Consider the following 21,932-nt stretch of genomic DNA (forward strand, 5'->3'; position numbering starts at 1 on the left):
CAGGTAAGGAAGACACCAATGAAGGTGACCCGACGGATCGCGCTGACGCTCGGTGCCGCTGCTCTGCTGGCAACCGGCTGCAGCGGAACAGGGGCGTCCGGAGGCAGCGACATCACCATCGGCCTCGCGGTGTCCACTTTGAACAACCCGTTCTTCGTGGAGCTCCAGCGGGGTGCGCAGGAGATGGCGGACCAGCTCGGCGCCAAGCTGACCGTCGTCGACGCCCAGAACGACGCCACGAACCAGGTCAACCAGGTGCAGACGCTGGTCACCCAGGGCGTCAAGGCGATCATCCTGAACCCGGTCGACTCCAAGCAGGCCGCGCCCGCCGCCAAGGCCGCCGAGACCGCGAACATCCCGCTGATCTCGGTCGACCGCGCGGTCGAGGGCGGCAAGGTCGCCGCCGAGGTCGCCTCGAACAACGTCTCGGGCGGCAGCCTCGCGGCCATCGAGCTCGGCCGCGCCACGTCCGGCGAGGTCGCGCACCTCAAGGGCATCTCGGGCGCGTCGGCGTCGCGCGACCGCGGTCAGGGCTTCGAGCAGGGCCTGAACAGCGGCAGCATCAAGGTCGTCGCCACCGCCGTCGCGGACTTCGACCGCGCCAAGGGCCTCAACGAGACCACGAACCTGCTGCAGGGCCACCCCGGCATCAAGGGCATCTTCGCCGAGAACGACGAGATGGCGCTCGGCGCGATCAAGGCACTGGGCGCCCGCGCCGGCAAGGACGTCATGGTCGTCGGTTTCGACGGCACCCCGGACGGCCTGAAGGCGGTCCAGGACGGCACGCTCACCGCGACCATCGCCCAGCAGCCGGAGCTCCTCGGTTCGAAGGCCGTCGAGCAGGCCGTGCGCGCCGCGAAGAACGAGCCCGTCCAGCAGGTCGTGGACGTCGAGGTCAAGGTCATCACGAAGCAGAACGTGGCAGAGTTCATCAAGTGACGAACACGCTGCTTGTCCTCGGGTCCGCCAACGCCGACCTCGTGGTCGAGGTCGGCAGGCGGCCCGCCGGCGGTGAGACCGTGCTCGGCGGCGACACCGTCGTGCTGCCCGGCGGCAAGGGTGCGAACACCGCCGTCGCGGCCGCTCGCGTCGGTGCCCGGGTCGCGCTCGTCGGTGCTCTCGGCGACGACGGGTACGGCTCGCTGCTGCGCGAGTCGCTGGAGTCGTCCGGTGTCGACACCGCGCTGGTGAAGACCTCCCCGCGCCCCACCGGGATCGCGTACATCACCGTGACGCCGGACGGTGAGAACTCGATCGTCGTCTCCCCCGGCGCGAACTCCGACGTGGCACCGTCCGATGTGGACGCCCTGTCGCTCGGCGGCGTGCGGGTGCTGACGTGCTCGCTGGAGGTGCCGCTGGAGACGGTGGTCCACGCGATCGGCGTGGCTTCCCGCGCCGGCGTCCGGACCGTGCTGAACCTGTCGCCGGTCGCCGACCTGCCCGCGGAGACGCTGGAGCAGCTCACCGTGCTGATCGTGAACGAGCACGAGGCCGCGCAGCTCGCCACCGACTGGAACGGCCTGCTCGCGCTCGGTCCTACGTTCGCGATCGTCACGCTCGGCTCGCGGGGCGCCGCCGTGGTGGCGCGGGACGGTGTCGTCGAGGTGCCGTCGATCGAGATCGCCGAGGTCGTCGACACGACCGGTGCCGGTGACGCGTTCGCCGGGGCGCTGTCCGCACGGCTGGCCGAGGGCGACGACGTCGTGCAGGCCGCCCGCTACGCCGCGAAGGTCGCCGCGCTGTCCGTCACGAAGGCGGGCGCGCAGCCGTCCTACCCGACCGCCGCCGAGGTCGGTTAGACCGCACGGTGCCGCTCCGAACGGCCCGGTCCGCGCCCTGGCGCTCGATTCGCCACACTGGGCTGTCCCGGGTTGCCAGGTGAAGGGTATGGTCTAGACCATGTCGAGCGCGCGGCTGAGCGGTGTCGGTGTCAGCAGCGGCCGGGCTTCCGGCCCCGTCGTGAGGGTGTCCGAAGCCCTGCCCGAACCTCCCGCGGGTCCGCGACCAGCGGACGCAGCGGCCGAGGCCGCCCGCATCCGCCCGGCGACCGAGGTCGTGGCGCAGCGCCTGATGGAGCGCGCGAAGACAGTCGAGGGCGACGCCCGCGCCGTTCTGGAGACCACGGCGGCGATGGCGGGCGACCCGTCCCTCATCAAGTCCGCCGAGAAGCTCGTGTCCGACGAGTCGCTGCCCGCCGCCCGCGCGGTGCACCAGGCGGCCGAGAAGTTCATCGCCGCCCTGCAGGCAGCCGGTGGTTACATGGCCGAACGCGCCCGCGACGTCCAGGACGTCCGCGACCGCGTGGTGGCCGAGCTCCTCGGCCTGCCCGCCCCCGGCGTCCCCGACCTCGCGTCGCCGTCCGTGCTGGTGGCGCGTGACCTCGCCCCCGCGGACACGGCGGGCCTCGACCCGTCGAAGGTCCTCGCTCTCGTCACCGAGGAGGGCGGCCCCACCTCCCACACCGCGATCCTCGCGCGTTCCCTGGGCATCCCGGCCGTCGTCGCGTGCCGCGGCGTCCTGGCGTTCGAGGGCACCTCTCTCGACGTCGACGGCGACACGGGTCAGGTCCGCGAGTCGGACGGCAAGGTCCGCGCGGCGGGCACCGGCAAGAAGGCCGAGTGGAACGGCGTCGGCGTCCTCAAGGACGGCCACCGCGTGAAGGTCCTCGGCAACGTGGGCTCCCCCGCCGACGCCGCCGCCGCGGCCGCCGCGGGTGCGGAGGGCGTCGGCCTGTTCCGCACGGAGTTCTGCTTCCTGGACGCCGCAGAGGAACCGACCGTTGCTGAGCAGACTGCTGCTTACGAGGCCGTGCTGGCGCCGTTTGCGGGCAAGCCGGTTGTGGTGCGCACCCTCGACGCGGGCGCGGACAAGCCGCTGGCGTTTCTGAACCCGGAACCCGAGCCCAACCCGGCCCTCGGCGTCCGCGGCCTGCGCGTCGCCTTCGACCGCCCCGAGGTGCTGGACCGCCAGCTCGAGGCCATCGCCGCCGCCGCGGCCTCGTCGGGCGCCGACGTCTCGGTCATGGCCCCGATGGTCGCGACCGCCGCCGAAGCCGCCTGGTTCGTCGAACGGGCCCGCGCCGCCGGCATCCAGCGCGCCGGCGTCATGGTCGAGGTCCCGTCGGCCGCCCTCTCCGCGCGCGAGATCCTGCAGGTCGTCGACTTCATCTCGATCGGCACCAACGACCTCGCCCAGTACGTCTTCGCCGCCGACCGCCAGCTCGGCGGCGTGGCGGCGCTCAACGACCCGTGGCAGCCCGCCCTGCTCCGCCTGATCGCCCTGGTCGGCGAGGCGGCCACCGCCACCGGTAAGCCCGTCGGCGTGTGCGGAGAGGCGGCAGCCGACCCGTTGCTCGCGTGCGTGCTCATCGGCATGGGCATCACCTCGCTGTCCATGAACCACACGGCACTCGCCGGAGTCGGCTCCAGGCTCGCGACGTCCAGCACGGACATCTGCCAGCTCGCGGCCCGCGGCGCACTGGCGGCGGGCGACCCGGCGTCGGCGAAGCTCGCGGCCCGCGCCCCGCACTAGGCACCGTCACCCGATCGTGTGATCAACGTGGGGGCCACGCCCCCGCGTTGTGGTCGCATGACCGACTTCATCACCAAGAACGGCAAAGTCATCCCGCTGAACGGCGGGGGCGGTGGTGGCAGGAAGGGCGCCGGAGCGGTGGTGGCGGGGGCGCTGGCGCTGACCGTGGCCGCGGGCACCGGCGGAGTCACGACCCTCGGCGGCTCCGGTGCGGCCGAGGCCGGATCGGGCGGGTCGTCGTCGCGCCTCGGCCCGCGCAAGGCCGAAGGTCAGAAGGCGGCCCGCAGGGGTGACGCCGAGGGTGCCTGGCAGCGCATGGGCATGAAGCAGCTGAGACGCACGGTCCGGCAGCAGGCCGAGTGCGTGGCGGTGTCGTTCGGCGAGGTCCGCGAGTTCTTCACCAGAACCCGCTGCACCTCTCTGGAACGCGTCCTGTTCGCCGTGACCGACGGCGCCGGCAACACCGCGGTGATCTCGGTGGTGTGGGTCGGCCTGGCGTCGTCCGGTGACGCCCGCAGGTTCCAGACCCTCATGAACAGGCACGGCAGCGGCGACGTCCACCCGCTCGGCAGCCACCTGCTCGACCTGGGCGACATCCACTTCACCGGCCTGCGCTACGGCAGCGGCCGCGACGGCGGGACCGTGACCGTCGCGGAGGCCGAGACGGCGACCGGCCAGGTCGACCACGACACCCTGGACGCGCTCGCCGAGGTCGCCGCTCACCTGCCCCGCGTCTGACGCCGAGCTAGCGCCGCAACTCGTCGAGGACCGCGCGGATCAGCGGGTGGTCCTCCGACCCGCGCCGCACCGCCGCCACCACCCGCCGCAACGGCGCGACTCCGGCCACCGGCACCCCGCGCACGGCGTTGCGGGGAGCCAGCGCCACCCCGGCACCGGCGGCGACCAGGGCCTGGATGGCCCGGAAGTCGTCGGACACGTGCCGGATCCGCGGCGCGAACCCGGCCTGCGCGCACGCCATCTCCACGACGTCCCGCAGCGGGTTCCCGGGCAGCGTCACCACCCAGTCCTCGTCGGCCAGCGACGCGAGGTCCACCGGTCCGCGCGCGGCGTGCCCCGGCGGCAGCACCACGTCGAAGGGCTCGGTGTAGAGCGGGAACCTGGTGAAGCGCTCGGTGGTGCGGTGCTCCTCGGTGATCGCCACGTCGATCTCGCCGTCCAGCAGCAACCGCACGCTCTCGTGCCCCTCGGCGTCGCGCACGGACAGTTCGATGGAGCGCCGCTTCAGCGCCGCCAACGCCGGTGCCACGACCTGCGTGATGGCCGAGGCGAACGCGGCGACCGCCACCCGTCCGGAGGTGCCCGACGCCAGGGCGTCCAAAGTGGCCTGGGCGCGTTCCAGCTCGGCGGCGACGACGTGGGCGTGCGTGACGAGCAGGTCACCGGCCGGGGTGAGCGACACCCGGCGACCCTTGCGCAGCAGCAGCGGATGTCCCGCCTCGGACTCCAGTGCCGCGAGCTGCTGCGACACCGCCGACGGCGTGAGGTGCAGTGCGGCGGCCGCGGCCGTCACGGTGCCGTGGTCGGCGAGTGCGCGCAGCACGCGGAGCCGTCGTGGGTCGATCACCGCTCAATGATGGGGGACTCCACCTCGCCGTTCACGGGGACGTCCTGGGGCAGGATCGGCTCGAAGTCCACCTGCTCCAGCAGGAGGTACTGCTCCTGCGAGATGGCCGTGCCCGCGGGCAGACCGCGCTGCGGCGTGGTGATCACGTCCCGCTTGAGGATCGGCAGCCCGGTCTCCGGGTCGGCCACCAGCTGCGTCTCGACGCCGGTGAACTGGAAGGTCGACGGCGCGGCGATCGCCACGCCGGTCCCCCTGCGCTCGTCGAGCACGGTCACGTCGCCCAGGAACCGAGCCCCGTCGAGGGTCTTGAGCAGCTCGAACGCCGCACGCCGCTGGTCGTCGCGCACGTTCGCGCTCATCAGCTCCATCGCGAGCGACCCGATCCGGTAGGCGTCCTTCCCCACGATGGTCTCCAGCGCCTTCCCCAACTCGCGCGGGTCGGCGGGCAACGCGTCGAGCGAGTCGAAACGCGCGTTGCTGTGCAGGGACATCTGGAACCCGGAGACGGCGGTCTTCTGCACGGCGGGCTTCATCGGACCGATGCGCACCAGGTGGTCGCCGCCGACCTGCGGCACCGCCTCCGGCTTGCCCGCCGCCTCCCACTCGTTGCCGCGGTCCAGCGAGAACGGCGTCACCTCGCCGTCCTTCTGGATGACCGCGATCTGCTGGTCCTCGGCCACCCACCGTTCGGTCCTGTGGTCGAACGACACGGCGTACGGGTCCGCCGGATCACCGACGATCATCAACGACCACTGCCGCGTCAGCGCGTGCCACCACTTCGGCGGCGCCGCGGGCTGCACGGGCTGAGGGGGCGCAGGCATCAGCACGACCGCAAGCACGATCACGGCGGCGATAACCACCAACGGAGCGAAGCGCCGCACGAACTGCTTCTTGGCCGGCCTGTCGCGCGGCAACGTGGTGATGCGTGCGAGGTCGCTCTCCATCCGCTGCGGGTCGACCTCGGGCGTGGGCGGCTTGGCCTGCGCCAGGTCCTTCATGAGGTCTTCCATGACTCCCTCGCACGGTCGAAGTTCGCTGACGAGAGAGCGGCCTGCAACCGCCGCCGGGCCCGGTGCAGGCGCACGAAGAACGTCGCCGTGGTGCACCCGAGCACTTGCGCTGCCTCGGCGGCGCCCAGTCCGTGCCACGCGATGAGCGTGAGCACCTCCTGGTCGGACTCGGAGAGGCTCGCGAGCGCCGCCCGCAGCTCGATGACCGCGAAGGCGTCGTCCGCGGGCAGGTCGGCGAGCTCGTAGTGCGTCGTCTGCCGGCGTGCCTCGCGCACCAGGTTGCGGGCGATGCCGATCAGCCACGGCAGCGCGTTGGACGGCATCCGGTCGAGCCTGCGCCAGGCGATCGTGAAGGTCTCGCTCGTGATGTCCTCGGCGAGCCGCGACCCGGCGTGGCTCGCGGCGTAGGCGAGCACCCGCGGATAGCACTCGCGGTAGACAGCGGAGAAGTCCTCCACGATCGCCCCCTCCCTCTTCACGAGGTAGTGCGCCGATCGCGGTGATTCTTACATCTCTGTGACCGGCGTCACATCTTGGCGCGGGCAGCGACGAACGCGTCGACGGCCCGGTTCACGTCCTCCGTCGTGTGCGCGGCTGACATCTGCGTCCGGATCCGCGCCTTGCCGTGCGGCACGACCGGGTACGAGAAGCCGATGACGTAGACGCCCTGCTCCAGCAGCAGGTCCGCCAGCCGCGCCGCCTCCGCCGCGTCGCCGATCATCACCGGGATGATCGGGTGCTCGCCCGGCAGCAGGTCGAAGCCCTCCTCCGTCATCCGCCGGCGGAACAGCTCGGTGTTGGAGCGCAGCTGCGTGAGCAGGTCGGACGAGGTGGACAGCAGCTCCAGCGTCGCGATCGCCGCGGCGGTGATCGACGGCGCGAGGGAGTTCGAGAACAGGTACGGGCGCGAGCGCTGGCGCAGCAGCTCGACGATCTCCGCGCGGCCGGACGTGTAGCCGCCGGACGCACCGCCCAACGCCTTGCCGAGGGTGCCGGTGACGATGTCGACGCGGTCCTGCACGCCGAAGAGCTCCGGGGTGCCGCGGCCGGTCGGGCCGGTGAAGCCGACGGCGTGCGAGTCGTCGACCATGACCAGCGCGTCGTAGCGCTCGGCCAGGTCGCAGATCTCGTCGAGCGGCGCGAGGTAGCCGTCCATCGAGAACACGCCGTCGGTCGCGATCATGCGGTAACGGGCGTCCGCCGCGTCCTTGAGCCGGCGCTCCAGGTCGTCCATGTCGCGGTTGCGGTACCGGTAGCGCTTCGCCTTCGAGAGGCGGACGCCGTCGATGATCGACGCGTGGTTCAGCTCGTCGGAGATGATCGCGTCCTCGGCGCCGAGCAGCGTCTCGAACAGACCGCCGTTGGCGTCGAAGCACGAGCTGTAGAGGATCGTGTCGTCGGTGCCGAGGAACTCGCTGAGCTTGCGCTCCAGTTCCTTGTGCGGCTCCTGGGTACCGCAGATGAACCGCACCGACGCCATGCCGAAGCCCCAGTCGTCGAGGGCCTTCTTCGCGGCCTCGACGAGCTTCGGGTGGTCGGCGAGACCGAGGTAGTTGTTGGCGCAGAAGTTCAGCACCTCGTCACCGGAACCGACCCGGACGGCGGCGTTCTGCGGGGTGCCGATCACGCGCTCGGACTTGTAGAGCCCGGCCTCCCGGATCTCCCCGATCGTCTTGACCAGGTCGTTCTTCAGCTCGCCGTACATCAGGCTCCCGTCCAGTCGAGGATGACCTTGCCGCACTTGCCTTCGCGCGCGGTGGCGAACGCCTCCGCGTGCCGCGTGTGGTCGTACCGGTGCGTGATCACCGGTGCGAGGTCGAGACCGCGCTGCAGCAGCACGGTCATCGAGTACCAGGTCTCGAACATCTCGCGGCCGTAGATCCCCTTGACGTGCAGCATCTTCAGCACGACGCTGCTCCAGTCGACGGGGAACTCCTCCGCGGGCAGCCCCAGCATCGCGATGCGACCGCCGTGCGCCATGTTCGCGATCATGCTCTGGAGCGCCGACGGCTTGCCGGACATCTCCATGCCGACGTCGAAGCCCTCGGCCATGCCGAGTTCGGCCTGCGCCTGCTCGATCGTCTTCTCGGCGACGTTCACCGCGAGGTCGACACCGACCTTGCGCGCGAGGTCGAGGCGGTGCTCGGAGACGTCGGTGATCACGACGTTGCGCGCGCCCGCGTGCTTCGCGACGGCGGCGGCCATGATGCCGATCGGCCCGGCGCCCGTGATGATCACGTCCTCGCCGATGACCGGGAAGCTCAGCGCGGTGTGCACGGCGTTGCCGAACGGGTCGAAGATCGCGGCCACGTCCAGGTCGACCTTCGTGCGGTGCACCCAGGCGTTCTGCTCGGGCAGCACGACGTACTGCGCGAACGCGCCGTTGGAGTGCACGCCCAGACCACGTGTGTTCGCGCAGAGGTGGCGGCGGCCGGCCTTGCAGTTGCGGCACGTGCCGCACACGAGGTGGCCCTCGCCGCTGACCAGGTCCCCGACCTTCACGCCGGTGACGGAGGCGCCGACCTCGACGACCTCGCCGACGAACTCGTGCCCGAGGACCAGCGGCGCCTTGATGTTGGCCGCGGCCCAGTCGTCCCACGAGTCGATGTGCAGGTCGGTGCCGCAGATACCGGTGCGCAACACCCTGACCAGCACGTCCGCCGGTCCGGGGGTGGGGTCCGGGACGTCGGTCAGTTCGAGGCCAGGCCCAGCGGCGACCTTGACGAGAGCCTTCATGCGGGAAGTCTCACCCTTTGCTGCTTGTGCAGTCCATCAGGACTTTCTGAAGTTCTTGTGCAGCTCGGCTTCATTGGCGATGTTGCGCACCATGCCGCCGAACACGATGCCGTGGAAGGGGTAGACCGCCGCCCAGTAGAGGTGGCCGACGAGCCCTTTGGGGACGAACACGGCACGTTGGCGGTAAGTGGACCCGTGTCCCTCGTCGGCCGCCACTCGAAGCTCCAGCCAGGCCTTGCCGGGCACCTTCATCTCGGCCCGCAGCCGCAGCAACCGGCCGCGTTCGATCTCCTCGACCCGCCAGAAGTCGAGCGCCTCCCCGACGTGGAGGTGGTGCGGGTCCCGCCGCCCGCGCCGCAGCCCGACCCCGCCGACCAGCCGGTCCAACCATCCCCGGACAGCCCAGGCCAGCGGGAACGAGTACCAGCCGCGCTCACCGCCGATGCCCTCCACGACCTCCCACAACCGCTCGGGAGTGGCGCCGGTCCTCGTCTCGCGGTCGTCGGTGTAGACCGACCCGCCGGACCAGTCGGGGTCGGTCGGCAGCGGCTCGCTCGGCGCGCCCGGCGTCGACGCCCCCGACCAGCGCGTCTCCACGTCGGCGTCGCGCACCTTGTTCAGCGCGAGCTCGACGGCCTCGACGTACCCGAGGTTCTCGCCGGGCAGCACCTCGCGGATGTCGTCCTCCCGGCACACCACCTCGTGCACCAGCGACTCGATCAACGGCTTCGCGATCGACCGGGGCACGGGCGTGACGACGTTGACCCAGTGCGACGACAGCCCGGGCGTCAGCAGCGGCACGGGCAGCACCCGGCGCTTCGGCAACCCGGCGACCTCGGCGTACCGCAGCATCATCTGCAGGTACGTCAGCACGTCCGGCCCGCCGATGTCGAACGTCCGGTTCTGGTCCTCGAGCGCCGTGGCCTGCACGAGGTACCGCAGCACGTCGCGCACGGCGATCGGCTGGATCCGGTTGTGCACCCAGCGGGGCGTCACCATGACCGGCAACCGCTCGGTCAGGTACCGCAGCATCTCGAAGCTCGCCGACCCCGACCCGATGATCACCGCGGCCTGCAGCACCACGGCCTGCACCGGCGAGCGCAGGAAGACCTCGCCGACCTCCTTGCGGGACGCGAGGTGCGGCGACAGCTCCGTGCCCTCGGGGTGCAGCCCGCCCAGGTACACGATCCGCCGGACCCCCGCGCGCTCCGCGGCCCTCGCCGTGTTCTCCGCGGCCTTGCGGTCGGCGTTCGCGAAGTCCTTCGAGTGCAGCGAGTGCACGAGGTAGTGCACGACCTCGACGTCCCGCATGGCCTCGTCGAGGTCGCCGAGCACGTCACCGCGCACGATCTCGACGTCAGCGGCCCACGGGACGTCGCGCAGCTTCTCGGGTGAACGCACGAGGCAGCGGACCTCGTGCCCCTCGGCCAGCAGCCGGGGCACGAGTCGTCCGCCGAGGTATCCGGTCGCGCCGGTCACGAGGCATCGCATGCCCCGATCCTGAGGCTTGGGAAATCGCCGTGCAGATCAGCGCTTGCTGCGCTTGATCACGACGGTTCCCCCGCGCACCACGCCCTTGAGCTGGAAGTGCGGGTTGCCCACCGTGCTGCGCACCTTGTCCTTCACCTCACCCGCCGTGATCTCGACGGCGTCGACGTTGACGGAGGACCCGGCGGGCAGCACCAGCTTCACCGTGCCGAGCGACACGTCCAGGTCGACGTTCACGACCGGCGGCACCTCGGCCGCGGTGAAGTCGAGGTTCGTGGTGCCGAGCGTGTTGCGGATGACGAGCTCCTGCGGCACGACCCAGTGCCCCTTGCGGGTCGTGGTGCTCATCGTGTTCTTCAGTTCCGTGCGCGCGTGGGCCAGCTCGTTGTTGACCATGCCGGGCAGGTCGACCAGCACGACGTTCAGGTCGGCCCGCGTTGTGGCTGCCAGGGCGGTGTCCGTGCGGACGGTGAACTCGTCGAGCGTGATCATGCCGCGGCCCACCGCCTTGTTCAGCAGGCTGACGACGTGCTCGCGTTCCGCGTCGGACACGCGTAAGTCTCTGGGGTCTGTCATTTCTCTGCCTCCGGTTCGGCGTCGAGACCGTGCTCGATGGCATAACGCGCCAACTCCACCCGGTTGTGCAGTTGGAGTTTCCGCAAAGTCGACTGGACGTGGTTCTCGACCGTGCGGTGGGAGATCACCAGGCGGTTCGCGATCTGCCGTGCGGTCAGGCCCTTGGCCACGAGCCGCAGCACCTCGGTCTCCCGTTCGGTGAGCTGCGGCTTGTCCTCCGAGTCGTCCGGCGCGGCGGCCATGCGCCGGTACTCGCCGAGCACCAGGCCCGCGAGCCCCGCGGTGAACACGGCGTCCCCGGCGGCGGTGCGGGACACGGCCTCGACCAGTTCCTCCGAGGACGCGGACTTCACCAGGTAGCCGGACGCGCCGGCCTTCACGGCCTGCAGCACGTCGTCGTGCTCGCCGGACGCGGACAGCACCAGCACGCGCGTGTCCGGCAGCTCACTGGTGATCATGGCGGTGGCGTCCACCCCGGACAGTTCGCCGAGGTTGAGGTCCATCAGGACCACGTTCGGCCGCACCGCCTTCGCGATGCGCACCGCCGAGGGCGCGTCGCCCGCGGTCGCCACGACCTCGAAGCCGCGCTCCTGCAGGTCGCGCGCCACGCCTTCGCGCCACATCGGGTGGTCGTCCACGACCATCACCGAGACCGTCACCTTGCCGCCCCCTTCCTGAACACCCGAACCTCCCACTCCGTGCCCTCCCCCGGCCCGGTCTGGAGCTCCAGCGTTCCGCCGAGCGACTCCACCCGGCCTTTGATCGACTTCTCGATGCCCATCCGGCCTTCCGCGGCAGCGAGCGCGAGGCGGCCTTCCGGGATCCCCGGCCCATCGTCCCTGACGCTCAGCACGATCTCCTCGCCGAGGTCTTCCAGCAGCACCCAGGCCCGCGTGTCCTCACCGCAGTGCTTGTCCACGTTGGACAGGGCCTCGCGCACGAGCGACGTGAGCTCGCCCGCCGCGGCGGCCGCGAACATGACCTGCGTGGCGGGCGTCGAGACCTGGATCCGCGGCGTGGCGAGGACCTGCAGACCGGGCCGCAGGTCGATCTCCCCGTCCACAGTGGAGTCGACGGGGGCGGCGGCCACGAGGTTCCGCAGCGCGACCTCCTGCTCGCCGGCCATCTGCGCCAGCTCGGCCGCCTCGCCGCCGACCTCCAGACCGCGCTTGCGCACGCGGGCGAGGACCTGCAGCACGCTGTCGTGGATCGAACGGGCAAGGCGCTCGCGTTCCGCCGTCGCGGCCTCGGCTCGCAACGCCTGCGCGAGGAGCACCGCGGACCGCCGTGCGGTGGCGGACGCCATGCCGACGACCATGCCGGCGCCCGCCAGCAGCACGACGTCCCGCAGCAGGTCGAGGCTCGGCACGCCCTTCGACAGGTAGGTGGAGAGACCGACCGCCAGCCCGCCCGCGAAGCCCGCGTACGGCCCGCCGAGCGCGCCCAGGGCGACCGCCGGCACGCACGCCCAGATCGTCGTGATGAGCGGGACGTTGAGCGTCAGCAGCTGGTGGTCGGACATGATCAACTGTGACAGCGACATGAGTCCGCAGGTCAGCGCCAGGTCGACGAGCACGAGCGGCCACCGCCTGCCCCACGTCGTGCTGTACGCGCGGCTGGTGAAGACGGACCACAGCGCCATCACCCCGAGCGTGGTCCACGCGAGCCACGGCCGGACGTACTCGGACTGGTTCGCGATGACGTTGGCCGCCGCGAAGAGGAATGTGACTATGCGTAGCGCGATCGTCCCGCGCCACAGGGGCGTGGCCGGGTCGTCGATCACCTTCGTCACACGTTCGGCTGGCTCTCTGGGCACGCTGTGCTCCTTTCGGCCACCATCCTGCCGCGTGAACGTGGCGTAGCTAACCCCCAGGTGGCCGTCTTCTGCCAAACGGAGGAATGTGCGACGCTCTCCGGGTTCGGGGGAGGAGTGGTGCGGGTGCGCGATTGGCCGGTGTGGACTTTGCGGCGGCCCGCGCTCTGCTACTGGCTGTTGATCGACGCGGCGGCCCTCGCCACCGTCACCTACGCGATCGTTGCCTCCGAAACGCCGTCACCCTCCGAAATCGCCAGGTTCGCCGCCATCGCGGGCACCGCGGGCGCGGTCGTCATCGGCAGCTCCATCTACAGCCACCGCCTGGGCGAGACCGAACGCAACCCGTGGGCGGCGCACCTCTGCTACCTGACCGCGGGCATCCTCGCCCTGCCGCCGAACCTGATGGTGCTGCTGCTGTTCGGCCCGGCCCTGCACTGCCTGCTCGCCCAGCGCCCCGAGACCTACCGCTGGCTCTTCACCCTCAGCGCCACGACCCTCGCCGTCTTCGCCACCCGCTACCTGCTCGGCTGGGTCGACCCGCACGCGAACCTGCTGTTCATGACCCTCGGCGCCAGCGCCCTGCTGATCCTGCGGGCGGCCCTGATCGCGTTCGGCCTGAAGCTGCGCACCCCCGACGCGACCTTCGAGGAGAACGTCGGCGACCCCATCGACGCCGTCCTCGGCATCGTCGCCGTGTCGATCGGTGGCCTGATGGGCTGCGTGGCGGAGTCGAACGCCGTCCACGTCCTGATCGCAGGCCCACCGCTCGCCCTGCTGGAACGAGCGGCCCAGCTCCCCCAGTGGCGCCGCTCGGCCCAGCGCGACGCCAAGACCGGCCTCGCCAACGCCGTCCACTGGGACAGCCGGGCCCGCTACGAACTCACCAAGGGCTCGACCCGCACGCGCCCGATGGCCGTGATGCTCCTGGACCTCGACCACTTCAAGAGGGTCAACGACGAGGTGGGCCACCTGGCGGGTGACGCCGCCCTGGCCGCCATCTCGCTGCTGCTGCGCGGCACCGTCCGCCGTGGAGACCTGGTGGGCCGCTTCGGCGGCGAGGAGTTCGTGGTCCTGCTGCCCGACGCCACCCCGGACGAGGCCGAGTCGGTCGCCGAACGCGTGCGCAAGGCCGTGGCGGCCCTTCGCGTGCCCACGATGGCCACCGACGGCAAGCCGCACGAGCTGCACGGCCTGACAGTCTCCATAGGAGTGTCGACGACGACGCGGTTCGGCTACGAGCTGCCGGACCTGCTCGTGGCCGCCGACGCCGCGTTGCTGGCGGCCAAGGCGTACGGCCGCAACCTCGTCTCGATGGCCTAGCGGCTCAGAGTTCCTCGACCCGTTCGCTCTTGTCGTCCTTCGGAGCCGTCTCCTGCGGGTCCAGCACGTCCACCTTCTGCGGGTTCTGCTCCGCGTCCGCATCGGACACCAGCGACCGGATGCCGGAGTTCAGCACGGCCAGCAGCGGCACCGCCAGCAACGCCCCGGCGATGCCCCCGGTCACCAAGCCGCCCGCGATCGCCAGCACCACGGCCAACGGGTGCAGCTTCACCGCACGCCCCAGCAGGATCGGCTGCAGCACGTGCGACTCCAGCTGCATGACGCCGATCAGGACAGCAAGCACGACGAGAGCAGCGATAGGCCCGTTGGTCACCAACGCGATCAACACGGCGACCGCGCCCGTGAACACCGCACCGATGATCGGGATGAACGCACCGAGGAACACCAACGCGGACAACGGCACCACGAGCGGCACGCCGATGATCGCCAGACCGATACCGACACCGACGGCGTCCACGATCGCGACCACGGCCGTCGCGCGCACGTAGGAAACGAGAGAGCTGAACCCGCGACGGCCGGCGACGTCCACACGCTGCCGCACGTCGCGAGGAACCGCACGAGTCACGAAGCGCCAGATGCCGTCGCCGTCGTGCAGGAAGAAGATGAGGGTGAAGAGCGCCAGCAGCAGCCCGGTCAGCACCTCGCCGAGGGTCGCGGCGGTCGTCAGGGCACCGGACGTGATCTCCGCCTGGTTCTCCTTGATCGTCTGCACGATCTCGTTGACGTAGGTCTGCAGCTGCTGGTCCGACAGGTGCGCCGGCCCGTCCTTGAGCCACGTCTGGATGGTGTCGAGCGAGTTCGACACCTGCGACTGCAGTTCCGGCAGGCCGCGGGAGAACTCGCTGATCACGAACGTCAGCACGCCGCCGAGCACGCCGAGCCCGATGATCATCATCACGGTCACGGCGACACCGCGCGGCACCCGCCACTCGACGAGCTTCGACACACCCGGCGACAGCAGCGCGGCCAGCAGCAGCGCGATTGCGACCGGGATCACTATCGACGCCAGGAAGCCGAACACGTACGCGACCACGTACAGCGCGGCCACCACGACGACGAACCGCCAGCTCAGCGCGGCACTCACCCGTAGCAGCAGCGGAACGCGACTGCTGATCTCCGACTCCGGCGCCCTCATGGACCTCACGTTAACTGTTCGGACCCTCGCCAAACCGGAACATCGTTGGGGATGATCCGACTCGTCAGGGGGAGGACGAAGTGATCAAGCCGGAAGACTTGACCGGAGTGGAGCGCCAGGTCGCCGGGGCCTACGCGAGCGGCACCGAGGTCGACCTGACCGGGCAGAGCGCGCGCGGCGAGGTGCTCACCGGTCTGCTGACCGGCATGTACCGCGTTCCGCGCAAGGGATTGCCCGCGCTGCGACTGCGAAACGCCCGGATCACCGGCAGGTTCGAGCTGGAGGGCACGCGCGTCACGAGGGTCATCGACCTCACGCACTGCACGTTCGAGAACCCCCTCGACCTCCGCATGGCCCGCCTCATCGGGCTCCGGCTCCGCGGCACCCGCGTCCCCGGCCTGCAGGGCCGCAACCTCCGCGTCTTCAGCGATCTCGTCCTCGAAGCCGGCTTCACCTGCACCGGCACCGTCGACCTCACCGACGCCGCCGTCGACGGCACGCTCCGGCTCGCGGGCGCGGTGCTGCGCTCCGGCACCGACCACGCGCTGCTCGGCGCCCGGCTGCGGGTCAGCGGGTCCGTCCAGGCCATCGCGCTGCGGGCCGACGGCGAGGTGCGCTTCCGCGGCGCGTCGATCGGCGGCAGCGTCCACCTCGGCGGCGCACGCCTGATCAACACCGGCCGCGACGCGCTGGAGGCGTCCGGGATCGTGGTGGCGGGCAACGTCTTCTGCAACGCCGAGGGCGGCCGCTTCACCGCGGACGGCCGGGTGCTGTTCGACGGCGCGCGCGTCGGGGGCAACCTCGAGTTCACCGGCGCCCGCCTGCACTCCACCCACCGCGTCGACCACCAGGTGCTGGTCCTGCCGCACGGACTGGCCGACGAGGCGGCGACGCTGGTGGCCGACCGCATCCGGGTCGAGGGCAACGTCGAGCTCGACAGCGGCTTCACCTCCACCGGCACGGTCCGGCTGCCCAACGCCATCGTCGGCGGCTACCTGCGGCTGTCCGGCGCGGTGATCGGCCCGCGCGACGTCGCCGAGGAGCTCGCCGGTGACGTCACCAACCGGATCCCCGTCGCCCTGCACGCCGACGGCATGCAGGTGCGGGGTGACGTCGAGGCCCGCAGCGCCGCGAACAACGGAGGCACGCGCACGCCGCCGTTGCAGACCTACGGCCAGGTGCGGCTGGCGAACGCCCAGATCCAGGGCAGCGCCAGCATGTCCGGCGTCTCGCTGCACGGGCCCGGCATCGACGTCCTGTTCGCCGACCGCCTCCAGATAGGGGGCACGCTCTTCCTGCGGGAGCTGAAGGCCAAGGGCTCGGTCCGGCTGCAGAACGCCAACATCGGCTCCACCCTCGACCTCTCCGGCGCCGAGCTCACGCTGCCCCGGCTGCGCGCGAACGGCACGCAGAAGCCGTCGCTGGACGCCCGTGCCATCACGATCGGCAAGGACCTCCTGTGCAGCCGCGGCTTCACGGCCGTCGGCGGCGTCCGGATCCGGCTGGGCGAGGTCGGCAAGATGGCGACCTTCAGCGACTCGCACCTCGGCTCGACGGCCGCGGACATCGCGCTCAACGCCTACGGCCTCACCGTCCACCAGTTCCGCCTGCACATCCCCGAGGGCCAGCAGCCCAAGGGCAAGGTCGTGCTGAGCCGGCTGAAGGCGGTGTCGGTGACCGACGGGCCGGGCCTGTGGGACGCCGAGGGCGGCGTCGCCGTGGACGACTTCGAGTTCGCCGGCATCACCGCCGACCCGGACGTGCCGGTGCAGACGCGGCTGCAGTGGCTGCGCAAGGTGCAGCCGGACTTCGCACCCGGACCGTACGAACAGCTCGCCGCCGTCTACCAGCAGGGCGGCGAGGAGGAACTGGCGCAGAAGGTCCAGCTGGAGAAGCAACGCCGCCGCTACGCCGAACTCGGGCCTGCGGGGCGGGTCTGGGGCGTGGTGCAGAGGTGGACCGTCGGCTACGGCTACCGGCCGTGGCTCGCGATCTGCTGGCTCGCCGTCTTCTGGCTCTTCGGCGCGCTGTGGTTCAACTGGCACCCGATGGTCAGGCTCAACGACGACGAGAACCCCGTGTGGAACTCCGCGCTCCTCGCGCTCGACCTGCTGATCCCGATCATCGACTTCGGCCACGACGGCAAGTGGCAGTTCACCGGTGCGTCGCAGTGGGTGTCCTCGCTGCTCGTGGCCGTGGGCTGGGTGCTCGCGTCGACCGCGGCCGCCGGTGCCGCAAGGGTTCTGAAGCGCGTGTGATCGTCACACGATGTAGTTAATCGGACGCTCTGGGCGTGCTTTCCGGGTGGCGGGACTGGCAGAGTCGCCGACGTCGACTTGATCAGTTGATCGTCGGCGATTTCCCCCGAACGCCATCCGAGTAGCGAGGTCTCCTGCGTTGTCCGCTGATCTGCGAGCGAAGACGGGAGCGAACGGCATCCGCCGGTTCGCCACCCGAGCGCTGCTCGCCGTCGGCGGGGCGATCGCGGGAACCGCCGTTGCCTGGGTGCTCACCACGTCGTCGGCCCACGCGGCGGACGACGCGCAGCAGTTCGACGTCGTCAGTGAGATCGTCGCCAAGACGGACGAGAAGCTTCCGGTCGTCGCGCCCGCTGCCGAGGCAGTGCACAAGATCGACGAAACGCTGCGTGCCGAGCACGAGAAGGCTCGCGCCTCCATGCCGGACGTGCAGGTCTCCCCGGTGGTCCAGCAGATCACCGAGCGGGTCCTGCCGCAGGTCGACAGGACCGGTCAGTCCGACAGCGCCGCCACGGCGCGGTCGATGGACGTGACGTTCCCGGAGATCCCGGCCACCCCCACCGCCGAGGTCGCGCAGTCGCCGGCACCGGTGGTCCCGCAGTTCACCGGCCCCTCCGGTGCCTCGTGGACGGATCTGTTGGAGCCGGGCGACTCCGTCGTGCCCTCCGAGCAGCGTCCGTCCCTGCCCAGCAACCCGTTCCCGAAGCTGCCCGCCCCGGCGCCCGCGCCTGTGCAGTGCTCTTCGTGCAACGACGGTTCTGGTTCTGCAAAGGGCAGCACCACCGCTGCTCTCGCTGCGTCCGGCAACGCTCACGGCATCTCGTCGACGCGCGCTCTCGCGCCGTCCACCGACGAGGTCACCGTGACGCCGGGCAAGCAGCCCGGTATCAACCCCGACTGATTCCAGCGCGCGGTCCGCGGCAGCCCACTCCCCTGGCTGTCCGGAAGTCGACCGTCGCGCTTTTCCTTGCGCTCCTTCGGTCGATCACCGCGTGCGACTCCCCCGGTGATGACGCGCCTTCCCCTGCGCGTTTCGGCCCCACCCCCCATGAGCCCCCGTCGCTAGCAGACGGAAATTGGAAGAAGGAGATCTAATGCAGACCTGGGCAAAGCGCGGACTTCAGACCGCGTTTGTCACTGGTGGTTTGCTGATGCTCGGTACGGGCATCGCTTCTGCCCAGGAGAACGTCGACCCGGACGCGCCGCCTTCGCCCGTCGACGTCGCGGCCTCGGTTCCGATCAAGGCTGACCAGAACAAGCTGGCCACGCCGGCCAGGGAAGTCACGGTCCCCAAGGTCGACCGCACGGTCAGCACGGACCGCGTCACCAGCGCGGTGCCCACCCGCACGGCCGCGCCCGTCGCGAACCCGCTGGTCCGCCAGACGCACGAGCGCCTGCGCAGCACCCCGACGCAGCACGTCGTGCGCGGCAACAGGATGCAGGGGCACCTCGACGTGCCGATCAACATCTGCGGCAACGCGATCGCGGTTCTCGCCGACACCGAGGCGACCGGCGCCTGCTCGCAGGCCGCGCACCGCGACGGCACCGTCGTCACCGATGGCGCGGGCCAGTCCCTCGCCGGCAACGTGTTCGCCGTCGGCCACGTGGTCCCGGTCCAGGCCACCGGCAACGCGGTCGGCGCGGGCGGCAACGCCGCCACGAGGACCAGCGACGCCGAGCAGGTCACGACGACCGGCGGCGACATCACCACGAGTGGTGAAAAGGGCACGATGTCCGGCAACGTCGTTGCCGAGCGGGGAGCGACCCCGGTCCAGGTCACCGGCAACGGTGTGGGCGCGGGCGGCATCGCCGAGGCCGACTCCTCCGCCGACACGTTCGCCTCGTCCGAGGGCGACATCGTCACGAGCGGCCGGAACGGCTCGATGTCCGGCAACGCCATGCCGGTGCCCGTGGCCCCGCTGTTCGAGGTCAACGGCAACTCGGCCGGCGCCGCGGGCAACGCCGCCAGCAACTCGACGCAGACCGGCGCCGCCTACGCCGGCGGCAAGACGATCACCAACGGCGACCCCGCCACGCTCGCCGGCAACATCGCCGAGCCCTCGTTCGCCGGCCCGGTCACGGTCGACGACAACGCCGGTGCCCTCGGTGGCAACGCGGCCGCGGTCAGCGACACGACCAACGACTCCCGCGCCGGCGGCTCGAAGCACACCACGGGCAACGGTTCGACGGGTTCCGGAAACGTCGCCGGTGCGCCCATCTCGCTGCCCGTCGCGGCGGGTGGCAACGGTGGCTCGGTGGTCGGCAACGCGGTGACCGACCACGCGAACGAGGCGAACTCGACCGCCGGTGGCGAGGCCTACACGATCGGCGACAAGTCGGTCCTGTCCGGCAACATCGCGGACCTCCCGCCGGCCACGGCCGTGGACGCGTGCGGCAACGGCGCCGGTGTCGTCGGCCAGTCCACGGGCACCTGCGAGAACAACGTCAAGTCGGTCACGTCCGGCTACCAGGGCACGACGGGCAACGACTCCGTCGGCTCCGGCAACATCGGCTCGATCCCGGTCGCCACGCCCGCCGAGGTCTACGGCGTGGCGGGTGCGGTCGGCGGCCAGGCCCACGGCTCGGCCGACGAGGTCAAGGAGGTCCGCTCCGGCGGCACCCCGAACACCGCGGACGACCGCGGCACGGTCTCCAGCAACATCGTGACCGCACCGACCGCGGCCGCACCGCAGGTCTTCGCGTTCACCGCCGGCGTGGTGGGCAACACCACGTCGGACGCGTCGAACGACACCACGGTCACCGCGGGCAACGCGCCGCAGGCGACCGGCAAGAAGAGCTCGGTGTCCGGCAACATCGTCCAGGCCCCGACCTCGACGCCCGCCCAGGTCTTCGCCGACGGCTTCACCGTGGTGGGCAACAACTCCACCACGGGCGACAACGCCACCGACATGAAGGCGGGCGGCGACGCCGTCACCACCGGCGAGAAGGGCTCCATCGCGGGCAACGCCGTCTCGACCCCGGTCGCGACCGGCTCGCAGGTGCTCGGCTGGTCGGCCGGCGGCGGCAGCAACGTCGACTCCACGTCCACCAACGACCTGTCGTCCGTCGCCGGTGGCGACGTCAGCAGCAACGGCGACGGTGGTTCCGTCTCCGGCAACCTGGTCGGCGCGCAGCCGGCCGTGCTCCCCGCGGTTCCCGGCAACAGCGTCTCGGCGGCCGGCATCACCGACTCCGACTCGGTGTCCGACACCAACGTCGTGTCCGGTGACGACAGCTCTTCCTCGGCCGAGGACGCCTCGCTCTCCGGCAACCTGGTCCACGCCCCCGCCAACGCCTTCACCGGCGTGTACGCGGACGCGGTCGCGGTGGCGGGCAACGCGACGACGCTCACCGACAAGTCGTCGCACAGCAAGGCCGGCGGCGAGATGACCACGGAGGGCAACGGCCCGCTGACCGCCCGCGAGATGACCGTCCCGGTCGAGGCGGCCGCGAAGCTCGCGCGCATCCCCGTCGAGGTGCTCGGGCAGGCCATCGTCGAGGGTGTCGACGACGATGAGCAGCTCACCGGCGAGGACACCGGCACCCTGCGCGCCACGCAGCTCAAGGGCATCCAGCTGCCCAAGGGCATCGACAGCCTGATGAAGGTCGACGAGGTCCCGGCGTTCCACGGTCTCGACAAGCTGCCCGTGAACCAGCTGCCGAACCCGGCCGCCCTGCTCGCCGTGACCAACCAGCTGCCCATCCCGGCGCTGCCCGGCCAGCTGCCCGCCCCGGCTCTGCCCGGCAAGCTCTCCGCTCCGGCGCTGCCCGGTCTGGCGAAGCAGCGCGCCGCGCTGCCGCTGAACGGTGGCACGGCCGGCATCACGCCCAACGTGCAGGGCCTGCCGCTCGGCCAGGTGCTGGAGGTCGCGAAGCGCCTCGTCCCGCTGGGCGCCACCCAGCGCGCCGCGCTGCCGCTGAACGGCGGCACGGCCGGCATCACGCCGAACGTCCAGGGCCTGCCGCTCGGTCAGGTGCTGGAGGTCGCGAAGCGCCTCGTCCCGCTGGGCGCCACCCAGCGCTCGGTGCCGTCCGTCCCGGTGACCGCCCCGGCCCTGCCGCTGCCGGTGCAGCTGCCCGCGGTGCCCACCGAGCGCTCGCTGCCGACGCTGCCCGTCAACGGCCCGGCCTCGCTCTCGGGTCTCGACCTGAACCCGACCCGCGGCCTGTCCCCGCAGGCCGAGGAGCGTGCGCTGCCGCAGCTGCCGCTGGTGAACAACCCGGCGCTGGCCCTGATCGACCCGGCCAACCTGTTCCAGAAGGTGACCGGCTCGCTGTAACACCCCGCAGTTGTAACACCCTCCTCCGGTAAGAAGCCGAGCCCCGGCGACACGACGGTGTCGCCGGGGCTCGGTGCCGTCCAGAGGTTCTGCGCCGCCGCAACCCCCGCCTCAGGACCTTGGCCGCGGCCAGCACGTCGAGCGGCCTGCCGACCAGCACCGCCGTCTCCAACAAC

The 21,932-nt window shown here is 71.2% G+C and carries 18 protein-coding genes; 8 read left to right on the top strand and 10 right to left on the bottom strand.

Going from position 1 to position 21,932, the window contains the following annotated elements:
• Positions 1-18 precede the first annotated feature (18 nt).
• The 4 genes from V1227_RS28300 to V1227_RS28315 all read left to right on the top strand — a co-directional run bounded on the left by V1227_RS28300 (position 19) and on the right by V1227_RS28315 (position 4,269).
• Positions 19-939, top strand: a complete 921-nt coding sequence (locus V1227_RS28300; protein ID WP_329788429.1) for a substrate-binding domain-containing protein — start codon at positions 19-21, stop codon at positions 937-939.
• Entirely contained in the window at positions 936-1,799 is an 864-nt protein-coding gene (locus V1227_RS28305; RefSeq protein ID WP_329788430.1) for a ribokinase, read from the top strand. Before V1227_RS28300 ends, V1227_RS28305 begins: the two co-directional genes overlap by 4 nt.
• Before the next feature lie 100 nt (positions 1,800-1,899).
• Positions 1,900-3,531: a phosphoenolpyruvate--protein phosphotransferase gene (gene ptsP / locus V1227_RS28310; RefSeq protein WP_329788431.1), complete on the top strand. Its 1,632-nt coding sequence runs from the start codon at positions 1,900-1,902 to the stop codon at positions 3,529-3,531.
• Between the two features lie 57 nt (positions 3,532-3,588).
• The gene (locus V1227_RS28315; protein ID WP_329788432.1) at positions 3,589-4,269 is read left to right on the top strand and encodes a hypothetical protein; all 681 of its coding nucleotides are present in this window, start codon (positions 3,589-3,591) and stop codon (positions 4,267-4,269) included.
• Positions 4,270-4,276: 7 nt separating this feature from the next.
• Here V1227_RS28315 and V1227_RS28320 read toward each other — a convergent pair whose 3' ends face one another.
• The 9 genes from V1227_RS28320 to macS are packed head-to-tail and all read right to left on the bottom strand — an operon-like array spanning position 4,277 to position 12,742.
• Positions 4,277-5,116, bottom strand: coding sequence for a LysR family transcriptional regulator (locus V1227_RS28320; protein WP_236221077.1), 840 nt, complete (start codon positions 5,114-5,116; stop codon positions 4,277-4,279).
• Positions 5,113-6,126, bottom strand: coding sequence for a hypothetical protein (locus V1227_RS28325; RefSeq protein WP_329788433.1), 1,014 nt, complete (start codon positions 6,124-6,126; stop codon positions 5,113-5,115). Before V1227_RS28325 ends, V1227_RS28320 begins: the two co-directional genes overlap by 4 nt.
• Positions 6,111-6,605 (bottom strand): RNA polymerase sigma factor, encoded by a 495-nt coding sequence (locus V1227_RS28330; RefSeq protein ID WP_236221075.1) that lies wholly within the window; start codon positions 6,603-6,605, stop codon positions 6,111-6,113. Before V1227_RS28330 ends, V1227_RS28325 begins: the two co-directional genes overlap by 16 nt.
• 47 nt (positions 6,606-6,652) lie before the next feature.
• The gene (locus V1227_RS28335; RefSeq protein ID WP_329788434.1) at positions 6,653-7,831 is read right to left on the bottom strand and encodes a glycine C-acetyltransferase; all 1,179 of its coding nucleotides are present in this window, start codon (positions 7,829-7,831) and stop codon (positions 6,653-6,655) included.
• A complete protein-coding gene (gene tdh / locus V1227_RS28340; protein WP_329788435.1) occupies positions 7,831-8,862 on the bottom strand; it encodes an L-threonine 3-dehydrogenase in 1,032 nt (343 codons plus the stop codon). The genes V1227_RS28335 and tdh overlap by 1 nt, the downstream gene beginning before the upstream one ends.
• Before the next feature lie 36 nt (positions 8,863-8,898).
• Positions 8,899-10,353 (bottom strand): SDR family oxidoreductase, encoded by a 1,455-nt coding sequence (locus tag V1227_RS28345; RefSeq protein WP_329788436.1) that lies wholly within the window; start codon positions 10,351-10,353, stop codon positions 8,899-8,901.
• A gap of 36 nt (positions 10,354-10,389) precedes the next feature.
• A complete protein-coding gene (locus V1227_RS28350) occupies positions 10,390-10,902 on the bottom strand; it encodes a DUF1707 SHOCT-like domain-containing protein (RefSeq protein WP_329788437.1) in 513 nt (170 codons plus the stop codon).
• Between the two features lie 20 nt (positions 10,903-10,922).
• Entirely contained in the window at positions 10,923-11,570 is a 648-nt protein-coding gene (locus V1227_RS28355) for a response regulator transcription factor (protein ID WP_329794132.1), read from the bottom strand.
• Between the two features lie 11 nt (positions 11,571-11,581).
• Positions 11,582-12,742 (bottom strand): MacS family sensor histidine kinase, encoded by a 1,161-nt coding sequence (macS, locus tag V1227_RS28360; protein WP_329788438.1) that lies wholly within the window; start codon positions 12,740-12,742, stop codon positions 11,582-11,584.
• A 117-nt stretch (positions 12,743-12,859) separates the two neighbouring features.
• On the opposite strand from macS, the gene V1227_RS28365 reads away from it, so the two are divergent.
• A complete protein-coding gene (locus V1227_RS28365; protein WP_329788439.1) occupies positions 12,860-14,062 on the top strand; it encodes a GGDEF domain-containing protein in 1,203 nt (400 codons plus the stop codon).
• 4 nt (positions 14,063-14,066) lie between these two features.
• Here the strand turns inward: V1227_RS28365 and V1227_RS28370 are convergent, their stop codons facing one another.
• Positions 14,067-15,218, bottom strand: coding sequence for an AI-2E family transporter (locus V1227_RS28370; RefSeq protein WP_329788440.1), 1,152 nt, complete (start codon positions 15,216-15,218; stop codon positions 14,067-14,069).
• Positions 15,219-15,298: 80 nt separating this feature from the next.
• Between V1227_RS28370 and V1227_RS28375 the strand changes: the two genes are divergently transcribed.
• The 3 genes from V1227_RS28375 (at position 15,299) to V1227_RS28385 (ending at position 21,756) form a co-directional block, all read left to right on the top strand.
• On the top strand, positions 15,299-17,476 hold the full coding sequence (locus V1227_RS28375) for a hypothetical protein (RefSeq protein WP_329788441.1): 2,178 nt from the start codon (positions 15,299-15,301) through the stop codon (positions 17,474-17,476).
• A 139-nt stretch (positions 17,477-17,615) separates the two neighbouring features.
• Positions 17,616-18,377 carry a hypothetical protein gene (locus V1227_RS28380; protein WP_329788442.1) on the top strand — a complete coding sequence of 254 codons (762 nt, stop codon included), beginning with the start codon at positions 17,616-17,618 and terminating at the stop codon, positions 18,375-18,377.
• 250 nt (positions 18,378-18,627) lie between these two features.
• Positions 18,628-21,756, top strand: a complete 3,129-nt coding sequence (locus V1227_RS28385; protein WP_329788443.1) for a beta strand repeat-containing protein — start codon at positions 18,628-18,630, stop codon at positions 21,754-21,756.
• Positions 21,757-21,932: the final 176 nt, after the last annotated feature.

Origin of the sequence: Lentzea sp. DG1S-22 (assembly GCF_036321065.1) — a bacterium.
Taxonomy (GTDB): domain Bacteria; phylum Actinomycetota; class Actinomycetes; order Mycobacteriales; family Pseudonocardiaceae; genus Lentzea; species Lentzea jiangxiensis.

Bases quoted from the DNA above. Each gene is read 5' to 3' on its own strand.
- V1227_RS28370 (WP_329788440.1), bottom strand. From the start codon at position 15,218: ATGAGGGCGCCGGAGTCGGAGATCAGCAGTCGCGTTCCGCTGCTGCTA.
- V1227_RS28385 (WP_329788443.1), top strand. From the start codon at position 18,628: ATGCTCGGTACGGGCATCGCTTCTGCCCAGGAGAACGTCGACCCGGAC.
- V1227_RS28300 (WP_329788429.1), top strand. From the start codon at position 19: ATGAAGGTGACCCGACGGATCGCGCTGACGCTCGGTGCCGCTGCTCTG.
- V1227_RS28355 (WP_329794132.1), bottom strand. From the start codon at position 11,570: ATGGTCGTGGACGACCACCCGATGTGGCGCGAAGGCGTGGCGCGCGAC.
- V1227_RS28345 (WP_329788436.1), bottom strand. From the start codon at position 10,353: ATGCGATGCCTCGTGACCGGCGCGACCGGATACCTCGGCGGACGACTC.
- V1227_RS28315 (WP_329788432.1), top strand. From the start codon at position 3,589: ATGACCGACTTCATCACCAAGAACGGCAAAGTCATCCCGCTGAACGGC.
- V1227_RS28335 (WP_329788434.1), bottom strand. From the start codon at position 7,831: ATGTACGGCGAGCTGAAGAACGACCTGGTCAAGACGATCGGGGAGATC.
- ptsP (WP_329788431.1), top strand. From the start codon at position 1,900: ATGTCGAGCGCGCGGCTGAGCGGTGTCGGTGTCAGCAGCGGCCGGGCT.
- V1227_RS28325 (WP_329788433.1), bottom strand. From the start codon at position 6,126: ATGGAAGACCTCATGAAGGACCTGGCGCAGGCCAAGCCGCCCACGCCC.
- tdh (WP_329788435.1), bottom strand. From the start codon at position 8,862: ATGAAGGCTCTCGTCAAGGTCGCCGCTGGGCCTGGCCTCGAACTGACC.